Below are 10,679 nucleotides of genomic sequence, written 5' to 3' on the forward strand. Positions count from 1 at the left end.
GCTTTTTAATATCTTCTTCGACAAAATTTATTTTCAGCATTAGACTCGATCTCTTCAACACCACTCCATTTACCATAGTATCTCACGATCGCTAATAATCCCTACTGTAAAAGTCTAATTGCTAGCCGTGCTTAGTATAATAGAACAACTAGTGGTGTTACGGAGGGACTCAACACAAGAATTAAATTGATCCTACGTCAAAGCTGTGGATTTAAGAATTTCGATTTGATGAAAGAGAAATTATTAGCTTGCTTATTTAAAGGATTGGAGCGAAGCTCCAATCCTTTAAATAAGCAATACTTATCACCAGAAGGGCGTGAGAGCCGCCATCAATCCGTAAAGCGGGGATAAAAGTCTTTAAACTAGCAGCCTAAGCTGGTGGCAGGCAAGCAAGTGTCCATGATGACGAACAGGAACCCTATTAAAAAATCGTGAACTAAAACTAGTGAAATAAGGCTAGGTAATGGCTAAACCACTACCAACACTAGAGCCAAAAGGCAAAAGTCAGAGGTTAAGAGATTTTGTTACTCTTAACAACACTCCCACAGTTTGACTCGGTTTAGTTAGGGCATCTAAAGACACAACCAATCTGTATAAGGAACGAAGTAACCACATACGCGCTCTAAGGCTAAAAGCCTTAGTAGGTGCTAACCGAATGCCGTTTATTAGGTATGCTGACGACTTTGTTTGCCTTCATCCAGACAGAGAAGTAATAGATCGAGCCAAAGCCAAATCTGGATTTCGGGGGTTGTTGAAGCTGATTCGTCTTCGAGATCGAAACAGCTAATCACCTCCAGGATGGGAATCCCCGTAAATCTCGATAACTTAATCAGCTTACCGATCGGAGCATTATCTGTCCATCTAGAAATAGTCGAGGGAGCTACATCGATCGTCACTCTATTAATACCAATCGCGTCTGCTACAGCACTAATCCATGGCTGGAATGATGGTAATCGAGTAGTGGCATCGGCTCAATATGCCTATATCAAATTCGGATTAATCCTCGAACTAGTACATAAATATGCCGCGATTGCCACTAATAATTAAAGGTATTTTGGCGATCGCATAGGCTATGCGATCGTCGGTCGATAGTTAATCCGATGAAAATTAGAGGGGAACGTTTCATCCCCTGCGAGCCATCCGGGGTCGAGATGGGGGTGATAATAAGGATGTGAAAAGATTTATTATCACACCCTTAACTATCCAAAAGCTTTCCCAGTAAGATTTAATCCGCGATCGGCTCGATTGTCCTGACATCACGAAAAGACGATCGCCTTTGATATTCGTATTCGTCGGCGACTATGATTACATCCCTTTTAGGCGATCGATGTAATCATAGTCACCAAGATGTTGAGGAGCAATTGAGGTACCGATAAGTGTATTTATCGGTACCTCAATTCAATTGCGCGATCGTTTCGAGCATTACTAACTTTTGCCCTGAAATTCAATTCATTCCTGCTATTGAGGGTTGTTCTACTTATTGTCCTCTTATTGGCGATCGCCAATAAGAGGACAATAAGTAGACTAGTTGTTGGCGATCGTCAACAATTTTAAAACATAAGTATGTTTAATTAAAATGTATGCTTAAATTAAATATGTATGTTAAAAGTGTCTATATTTATAAATTATTGATGTAAATATGTCAAATTAGATTTAGCTACAGCGAGCGAGTGAAGTTGAGGTTTTGTTGCAGAGCGTGACACAAATCGAAGATATTTTATACAATGGTTGAGAACGATACAATATGTGCAGATGGTCACTAGCACCGAGCAACAGACAACAGCAGTTGAAATCGACTGCGACGCATTGATTGGAGTCTTCACCAACTTTTTACAATTTGATGTTGCCAACGGTGGTGCCAGTGGAGATACGATCGTCACTTACTGGACGCAGGTAAAACAGTATTTAGAATGGTGTCGGGATAGCACGCTCGATCCGCGCGCAGCAACGCGAGAGACAATCAAGATCTATCGGTGGTGGTTATTGGAACAGCGGGGGTATAAACCCAAAACGATCGCAATTAAATTGACAGCAGTGAGTCGGTTGTATGATGCGGCGGTAGAATACGGGTTGATGGGGGGGAACCCAGCCTGGGGCGTCAAACCACCGACAGAATCGATCGATCCCTCGGCAAGGATTACTTATCTAGAACAGGCAGAAGCGACTGTGCTACTGAGATCGATCGAGACTCGCACCCCTTTGCAAACCTGGCGGGATAAATTACTGCTCGGAGTGATGACTCTCGAAGGGACGCGCACAGTAGAGATGCATCGGCTCAATATTGGCGATGTGGTGCGTCAGGGCGAGCGGGTAGGGCTGAAAGTTAGTAGTAAGCGACACATGCGGGTGGTACCGTTGACTCCCCAGTTGGCACAAATAATGGCAGCGTATTTAACCGCGCTGCGGGGGAGTGGATATGACAGTATGGTGGATAGTCCGCTCTTAATCAATCTCAGTAATTACGGACGCGGGGAACGGTTATCGCGGCGGGGGATTCGACAGGTGGTGGATAAGTATCTCCAAGCGGCTAATCTCAAATATATGGAAGGGAGAACGCTTTCAGCTCACAGTTTGCGGCACACAGCGGGGACATTAGCCCTGCGGAATGGGGCTTCATTGCGACAGGTGCAGGATTTGTTGGGCCATGCCGATCCGCGCACTACGGCGATTTATGCCCATGTGGGAGATCGATGGGAAAATAATCCGGCGTTGAAGGTGGGCATCGATCTTCTCTAGGACTAGGTAAAAAGTTGACAGTTGACAGCGAACTGTTTGGTAAATCTGAATGTTGGGTAGAGACGCTCGACCCAACTTAGGCAAATCACGGGTGAGAGGACACCGCTCCATACCCGCCACCACCAGGGGTTTCAATGACAAACACATCACCTGGCTGCATGTGGACTTCGGCTTTACTGCCCAAAACCGCGCTCGTCCCGTCGTGGTATTCGATCGAGTTCCGCCCGATCTCACCTGCGCCACCGCCGGAGATCCCAAATGGAGCTACCATCCGATGACCGGATAAAATTGCCGCCGTCATCGCGAACCGAAATTTAATCCGCCGGATTACGCCATTACCGCCGCTGTATTTGCCAACTCCACCGCTACCGTGACGAATCGCAAACTGTTCTACCAGCACGGGGAACCGCCACTCTAATACCTCTGGATCGGTGAGTCGAGAATTGGTCATGTGCGTCTGCACGGCATCAGTACCATTGAAGTCACTCCCCGCCCCCGCACCACCGCAGATCGTCTCGTAGTACTGGTAGAGATCGTTCCCAAAGGTGAAATTATTCATCGTCCCCTGAGCGGCTGCCATCATCCCCAGCGCACCGTAGAGGGCGTTGGCGTTGGCGCAGCCTCTCCTCTGGAGAATCGCTTGAGAAGTTTCGACATTACCTGCCACCACTGCGGCTGGATAGCGGGGATTGAGCAAACATCCTTCCGGTACGATAATTTCTAACGGCTCCAGACACCCAGCATTGAGGGGAATATCATCCTCAACCAGCGTCCGAAACACATACAGGACAACCGCTTTGCAGATGGCTAAGGGGGCGTTTAAGTTGGTCGGTTGTTGGGGAGATGTACCTGTAAAATCGATAGAAGCCGATCGAGTAGCGCGATCGATCGTTACTCGTACTTGAATCTGAGTCCCATCATCCATCGGGTAAGTAAAGCTACCATCTTGCAATACTTCGTTGGCGTAGCCTCTCCACTGGAGAATCGCCCGTCGCACCGACTCTTCGGCATTATTTCGTACGTGCTGCATATATGCCCAAACTTTGGGCAGTCCATAATGCTCGACTGTCCGGCGAAGTTCCTGCACACCGCGCTCGTTGGCAGCAATCTGGGCGCGGAGATCGCCTAAATTTTGGGTCGGATTGCGGACGGGATAGTTGCCCGCTCCGAGCAGTTCGAGTAATTCAGCCTCACGGAAATGTCCTTGTGCGACTAATTGAAAATTGTCTAATAAAATCCCTTCTTGCTCGATCTCAGTGCTATGGGGTGGCATCGAACCAGGTGTAATCCCGCCAATGTCGGCATGATGTCCTCTTGAAGCGACGTAGAATGCTGGAGTACTCGACCCAGCGATAAAAATTGGCGTAATCGCGGTAATATCGGGCAAATGGGTGCCACCGTTGTAGGGATTGTTGGAAATGTAGACATCTCCAGGCGCGATCGTATCGCCTTGAGCGCGGATTAAACTAGTGATACTTGCGCTCATCGAACCCAGATGCACGGGAATATGCGGCGCATTGGCAATCAGTTGTCCGTAGGTATCAAAAATCGCACAGGAGAAATCCAAGCGTTCTTTGATATTGACTGAATAACTAGTATTTTGCAGCACGATGCCCATTTCTTCAGCGATCGCTCGGACTAAATTATTAAAGATTTCCAGCAACACTGGATCGGGTTTAGCTGCTGATTTGGAAGCTGTCAGCTCTGTAGTAGCAAGCATTGTTTGTCGATCGTCCTTGCGTAAAATCAGACAATTATGCTGGGTGAGTTCGGCACTCCAGTCTGGTTCGATAACGTTGGTGCCAGTCGGTTCGATAATCAGAGCCGAGCCGATAATTTTGTCCCCAGGTTGGAGATCTTCGCGGCGGTAGATCGGTGTGTCGTGCCAGTTATCTTTGGTAAACACCCGCACAGTGCTAATAATTGGACAAGGAGTAGTTCTGGTGGCGGATAATAACGGCTCCACGAGCGGATCTGCTAGCCCGATCGCTTCTACAGATACAGCCTCCACAATTAGAGCTTTATTATCCATCGTGAAACTGTATCGCTGTCGGTAAGCGCGATCGAATCTAGAGCGCATTTCTACAACGCTGCCAAATTCAATCGTCAACGTTGAATCAGTCCCCTCGTAACGGAGATGCGCTTGGCACAGAACTTGAATCCGATCCTTACTCACCCCCTGAGCCGCAACTTCCGCCCGACTCTCGATCGTTAACCCCGCAATAATTTGGGTCAGATCGGCATGTGTAGGGTCTGTGAGCGGCAGTTCCACTGCTTTTTCTTTTAAAATACGTACATCGGCTAACCCGATGCCATAAGCCGATAAGACCCCTGCCAGGGGATGGATAAAAATTTGACTCATCCCCAAAGCTTCGGCAATGAGACAAGCATGTTGACCGCCAGCCCCGCCAAAACAGCACAGGGTATACTCACTCAGATCGTAGCCGCGCTGTACCGAAATCTTGGCGATCGCCTTTGCCATTTTAGCGATTGCGATCGCCAGAAATCCCGCTGCTACCTGTTCGGGCGTGCGAATATCTCCAGTTTGCTCATTAATCATGGCGGTCAACTCCCCAAATTGCTGCTGGACGATCGATCCATCCAGAGGTAGATTGCCCCCAGCACCAAACACCTGCGGGAAAAACTCCGGTTGAATTTTCCCCACCAGCACATTGCAATCAGTCACCGTTAAAGATCCACCATGCCGATAACAGGCTGGCCCTGGATGTGCCCCTGCCGCAGTCGGCCCCACCCGATACCGCGCCCCATCAAATTGCAACAGCGACCCGCCCCCAGCCGCGATCGTGTGAATCGACATCATCGGTGCCCGCAGTCGCACACCCGCGATTTCGGTGGTCAAAGTGCGCTCGTAGTCGCCATTAAAGTGCGATACATCGGTGGAAGTCCCACCCATATCAAACCCGATAATTTTGTCAAATCCGGCAGCCATACTCGTCTTGACTGCGCCCACGATCCCACCAGCAGGGCCAGAGAGGATACTATCTTTGCCCTGAAATAATCGCGCATCAGTCAACCCGCCATCGGATTTCATGAATTCTAATTTGGTGCCAATTAGTTCGGCGGCAACTCGATCGATATAGCGGCGGAGAATGGGCGATAGATAGGCATCGACAACGGTGGTATCACCGCGACTGACGAGCTTCATCAGTGGACTAACTTGATGGGAGACGGAGATTTGGGTAAATCCGACGCGCTGGGCGATCTCGGCGACTTGCTGTTCGTGCTTGGGATAGCGATACCCGTGCATGAAGACGATCGCACAGGCACGCATCCCCTCCGCATAGGCAGTTTGCAACGCCTGGGTCAGGTGCAGTTCTGCGGCTGGCAAAATCGGCATTAGTTCTTCGCCCTGTGCGCTGTAGCGTTCTGTGACCTCCACCACGCGTTCGTACAACATCTCAGGCAAGACGATCTGACGCGCAAAGAGATCGGGACGATTTTGATAGCCGATTCGCAATGCGTCGGCAAATCCTGCGGTAATTAATAATAATGTCCGATCGCCTTTCCGTTCTAGTAGTGCATTCGTCGCCACAGTCGTACCCATCTTGACAACTGCAATTGCCCCTACGGGAATCTGCTCGTGTTGCTCCAACCCTAACAGATCGCGGATGCCCTGAATAACTGCATCGGGATAGCGATCGGGTTGCTCCGATAGCAGCTTATAAATTATCGTCCAGCGAGCGTTGGGCAATCCGGTGATTTGAAACCTGTGGGGAGTTTGCGCCAACCGAGCCACGATCGCTCGATCGTCTGTTACAGCCACTAGATCGGTAAACGTACCCCCACGATCGGCAAACACTTTCAACATCATTCTGGCTCCACTGGCTAAATATTGTTCATCGGAGTTAGGATTGATATCTCAATTTTAACTCTCTGGTGTCATTTTGGTACCAGACTGGCAGCACATAAGGCTCTAGCGAGCGTCACCGCGATTGAGTCTCTTCAAGCAACACTTTAAACACAATTTATGATGAAGCTCCAGAACCATACCGTAAAATAATAGGATGATTAATCCTCTCTCAACTAACGAAGAACCTTCCATTCAAGAGAGCTTGCTTCAACTCTCGACTCAGTTAGAACATCCCCTAGACTTAGCATCCGTCGAGCAACTGTACCAAAATGCGCGGGATTTACTCAGCCACGTTTCGTCAACACCTGTTACTTTGGCTCGTGTGGCAGGTACACTGTTGGTCTACCATATTCAAGATCCAGATGGCGATGAATTAAAGTGGTTTAATGCTCAGATTCAGCAATGCTTTGATGAAGAAGAAGTAGAGGAAGTAATTGAATCTATTCACCGCGTTGATGGCTTGTAATGTAATTTCAATCCAAACTTGTTCTCAGAGGTTGTTTGAAAAGTTAATTTTGTTACCCGAACGCTTGGAAGATCTCCAACTGAGCGGATTAAATATAACTTTTCAGGCACACTTTAGAGTTAGACTACAGCACTTGACAGTAGGCTAACAACACCAACGTAGAATTAGCTTCTCTCCTGGAGAATCGGAGCCGAATTATTTCAAATCATGTTTCAAAAAAGCTCTCAACATAATGAGAGCTTTTTTGCGATCTTGTTAGCATCTATATCTATTGACTGATATTGGACTAAAAATTTAAATTCACCTCTATCATATTGCAGATTTATCAATTAAAACAAATGACTGAATCTAGGGATTTAAACTTGATAAAATTTTGCCAAATATTAAAACAAATATATGCTGTAAAGCAATAATAAAATATTTTTTCCTCACGAAATCCTCACAAAATTAGTTTAGGATAAAAGTTAATAAACAAAAAAACAGTTGCTGAGTCTCAAAATCAAAAATAGTAACCAATTACTAGTAGATTTACACTTAATTTACCGATCGCAGCAAGCGGCCGTTGGCGGAGCTTTTGTGCAAAAGAATCGAGATCCTGGCAACGATCTGAACTAGCTAGATGCCAACCATATCAATATAAAAAACACATGCTAAATCGAATCGAAATAACAAAATCTGTGCCACAGGAGCGATGGGGTGAATTCTTCGACCAGTTTTCTGATGGAAATCGGGGGCGACATATTTCAATAGAGATGGTTAATTCCGAACTTGGTGACGCAGAATTGATTCAGAATGCACCGTTGATGGCAATGGTTTACGACAAGCCGGATAAGGGTAACGATTTAGTGATTGAAACAGGTCGCGATGAAGTCACTTACGCTCATACTGTCGATTCACCTACTGAAGTCTTAACCGGACAAAGTGAAAGCGGACAAATGTTGGCAGTTTGGATCGGTGATGCTACAGGGACACAAACATTAGTCAAGTTACAACCAGTCGAATCTCCCTCATTGAGTTCGTCAGGAAAAACGGTAGTTATGGGTAGTGGCGATCGATTGGCTCCAGCCGATCGGATGAATCTTAAATATATCTGCACTAGGTTGAATGTCGAAAACTATGCAGATTGTAAGCTTTTTTACCAGGACGTTTTAGGTTTTAATGTTTCCTTGGCTAATGATGCCCAGGAATATGCCGAGCTGGATGCAGGCGCAACTAAAATTCACGGTTAGCGCATCTCAAACCCTATTGACAAGCGGATGCGCTTGGAGGGGAAGTGGGAAGAGCCGCAGCCAAGACAGCCAGCATATAGCGGTCATTCATCGCGGTTCGCCGGGACTTTTGACGAATACTACGCCGAAAAGATGTCTCACGTTCTAAGGCATTAAGTGCAAGGCGACGTAACACGGCAAAATTCTGCGGACCGTGGAGAGAACGAATGCGAGATTTATCCTCCTCAAAGGTGACATCTAATGTCCAATGAACAGAATTTTCAATCCCCCTGCTTGGTGCGCCCACATGGTCGGGAGACCCGACCGTGGCGCATCCGCAATGCTGGCGAATTGCACTCCCAATCCGGTTGGCATCGCTGAGGAGACTGGTCAGGTAAAATTGGACTTCATGAGTGGTTTTGTTCCAATACTGAGACTTGCGTACAACCATCACGACTGTTTGCAGTCCACTCCACTGGTCTTGTTGATACAGCGATGGTAGTTGTGAGACCGGGATAGTGTAAACTTTTCGATTTTCAATCCGATGATGTCCTTTCTCCACCCGCTGACTAATACTGACATCTACGCCTTCAAATCCTTGTGACTGTGCTGTCTCAAACCAGCTTTTGACTTGTTGGTGTAGTGTGGGATGATTATCCTTGAGACTTAACACATAATCCGCATTTGCTGCGGTAATCTTTGCCGCAATCGATTTCTGCGTGCCCATTGCATCGATCGTGACGATACAGCCTTTAATGTCTAGCAATTCTAATAATGCGGGAATCGCCGTGATTTCATTAGATTTAGCACTGACTTTTGTTTGCCCTAAGACCAATCGATGCTCACTCGCCCATGCACTCACAATGTGCATTGCTTTAAGACCAGATTCTCTGTCGTATGACCTTACGATTCTCAATCGATCGCGGTTGAAAGACTACATCGACTCGATTGAGGCAGCAACTTACGATCGTCATGATGCCAAGATGATTTTGACCTTTGCCGTGCCTAATTTGGATGACGCGATCGCTCAGTTGAAAGCCAAAGGCGTTCCCATGTTTAGCAGTCCTTGGCAATTCCCAGAGGAAGGGCTAGCGGGCGGGGTGCTCAGTGCCTGTATTCACGATCCAGACGGTAATACGATCGAACTCCAACAAATCCTCAGCTAGTGCGATTCGTTGTAGTATGAATCACGGTGAAAGCCCGTACATAATACTACCAAGCTGGTTACGATACATGTAGCATTTTAAGGCCTGAACTGTCCGATTGATGAGGGTGTAAGTCCCTCCTCTTTAACTCGAAGATGACTGCTTACCTGCCCACACCGAACAGACTCGGAAATGAAAAAATCTGTAGAGTGAAGCTGGGAACAGGTCGCAAACAGACACCAATTGCAGGTGACACTGGCGATAATAGCGAGTCCCCATGATGAAATAGAGCCTAGAAAAGCAACTCAGGATTGGGCAGAAGCAATCCTCCGCGAAAGCGATTCTGACCCCACCAGAGATTAGTATCCCGCCGCATTTTTTAGCTGATTAGCGGTTCGAGTAAGGGGTTCTGGCAGTTGAATTGGCTACATCTAAAGGGACAATCAATCGGATGTCTAAAAGCTGGTACAAACGTAGGATTTCCAGACCAAGGAACACCCCAAGGTGGGGTGGTTAGCCCACTGCTTGCCAATATTGCACTCAACGGAATTGAGGAAATCCATACTAGCGTTAGATACGCAGATGACATGGTTATCATCCTAAAACCTAATGATGATGCAGAGGCAATACTTAACCGAATTAGTGAATTCCTGGCAGAACGAGGAATGAAAGTCAGTGAAAGAAAGACTAAATTGACGGCTACGACAAATGGGTTTGACTTTCTCGGCTGGAACTTCAAAGTCCAGAAAAACGGTAAATTTCGTAGCACTCCCTCAGTGGAGAACTTCAAAGCATTCCGTAAGAAGGTAAAAAACATTGTCAACAACTCAAACTATGGTTCCACGGTCAAGGCTGAGAAATTAGCCGCAGTGGTCAGAGGTTGGAGGCAATACCACAAGCACTGCAAAATGGACGGGGCTAGAAATAGCCTTTGGTTCATCAATCACAGAGCTTTTAAGGTATTCAACAAGGAAGCCAAACAAGATAGAGATTCAGTCACTAAACTGATTGAAAAAGCATTCCCAAAGGTTTCATACTCCGAGAACAAACACACCAACGTCAAAGGAAATAAATCTCCCTACGACGGAGATATCTCCTACTGGAGTGAGCGTAAAAGCAAGCTCTACGACGGGACAACCTCTAAAGCTATTAAAAAGCAAAGCCATAAGTGCATCGCATGTGGATTAACATTCATTGGCGAAGAAAAGGTACATCTACATCACGCGGATGGAAACCACGATAATTGGGACAAA

7 protein-coding genes and 2 pseudogenes are annotated in these 10,679 nt (G+C 46.9%); 7 read left to right on the forward strand and 2 right to left on the reverse strand.

The window, feature by feature from the left end; translation table 11 throughout:
* Positions 1-153: 153 nt before the first annotated feature.
* The 3 genes and pseudogenes from ACEW9J_RS15785 to ACEW9J_RS15795 all read left to right on the forward strand — a co-directional run.
* Positions 154-351: pseudogene (locus tag ACEW9J_RS15785) on the forward strand (hypothetical protein); the annotation flags it as partial.
* A gap of 447 nt (positions 352-798) precedes the next feature.
* Positions 799-1,047: a hypothetical protein gene (locus ACEW9J_RS15790; RefSeq protein WP_373546068.1), complete on the forward strand. Its 249-nt coding sequence runs from the start codon at positions 799-801 to the stop codon at positions 1,045-1,047.
* 705 nt (positions 1,048-1,752) lie between these two features.
* Positions 1,753-2,736 (forward strand): tyrosine-type recombinase/integrase, encoded by a 984-nt coding sequence (locus ACEW9J_RS15795; protein ID WP_373546069.1) that lies wholly within the window; start codon positions 1,753-1,755, stop codon positions 2,734-2,736.
* Between the two features lie 85 nt (positions 2,737-2,821).
* Here the strand turns inward: ACEW9J_RS15795 and ACEW9J_RS15800 are convergent, their stop codons facing one another.
* Positions 2,822-6,565, reverse strand: a complete 3,744-nt coding sequence (locus tag ACEW9J_RS15800; protein WP_373546074.1) for a hydantoinase B/oxoprolinase family protein — start codon at positions 6,563-6,565, stop codon at positions 2,822-2,824.
* Positions 6,566-6,761: 196 nt separating this feature from the next.
* Between ACEW9J_RS15800 and ACEW9J_RS15805 the strand changes: the two genes are divergently transcribed.
* Both ACEW9J_RS15805 and ACEW9J_RS15810 read left to right on the forward strand, forming a co-directional pair.
* On the forward strand, positions 6,762-7,073 hold the full coding sequence (locus tag ACEW9J_RS15805; protein ID WP_373546070.1) for a hypothetical protein: 312 nt from the start codon (positions 6,762-6,764) through the stop codon (positions 7,071-7,073).
* A gap of 647 nt (positions 7,074-7,720) precedes the next feature.
* Entirely contained in the window at positions 7,721-8,302 is a 582-nt protein-coding gene (locus ACEW9J_RS15810) for a DUF5335 family protein (RefSeq protein WP_373546071.1), read from the forward strand.
* 13 nt (positions 8,303-8,315) lie between these two features.
* Here ACEW9J_RS15810 and ACEW9J_RS15815 read toward each other — a convergent pair whose 3' ends face one another.
* Positions 8,316-9,143 (reverse strand): ISAs1 family transposase, encoded by an 828-nt coding sequence (locus ACEW9J_RS15815; RefSeq protein WP_373546072.1) that lies wholly within the window; start codon positions 9,141-9,143, stop codon positions 8,316-8,318.
* A gap of 64 nt (positions 9,144-9,207) precedes the next feature.
* Between ACEW9J_RS15815 and ACEW9J_RS15820 the strand changes: the two genes are divergently transcribed.
* Positions 9,208-9,447 (forward strand): VOC family protein, encoded by a 240-nt coding sequence (locus ACEW9J_RS15820; protein ID WP_373546073.1) that lies wholly within the window; start codon positions 9,208-9,210, stop codon positions 9,445-9,447.
* A 431-nt stretch (positions 9,448-9,878) separates the two neighbouring features.
* Positions 9,879-10,679, forward strand: a pseudogene (locus tag ACEW9J_RS15825) (reverse transcriptase domain-containing protein); the annotation flags it as partial.

The sequence above is a fragment of the Chamaesiphon sp. genome (genome assembly GCF_041737865.1).
Lineage (GTDB): Bacteria > Cyanobacteriota > Cyanobacteriia > Cyanobacteriales > Chamaesiphonaceae > Chamaesiphon.

Excerpts from the sequence above, each read along its gene's own strand:
- ACEW9J_RS15795 (WP_373546069.1), top strand. The coding sequence starts at position 1,753 with ATGGTCACTAGCACCGAGCAACAGACAACAGCAGTTGAAATCGACTGC.
- ACEW9J_RS15805 (WP_373546070.1), top strand. The coding sequence starts at position 6,762 with ATGATTAATCCTCTCTCAACTAACGAAGAACCTTCCATTCAAGAGAGC.
- ACEW9J_RS15810 (WP_373546071.1), top strand. The coding sequence starts at position 7,721 with ATGCTAAATCGAATCGAAATAACAAAATCTGTGCCACAGGAGCGATGG.
- ACEW9J_RS15790 (WP_373546068.1), top strand. The coding sequence starts at position 799 with ATGGGAATCCCCGTAAATCTCGATAACTTAATCAGCTTACCGATCGGA.
- ACEW9J_RS15800 (WP_373546074.1), bottom strand. The coding sequence starts at position 6,565 with ATGTTGAAAGTGTTTGCCGATCGTGGGGGTACGTTTACCGATCTAGTG.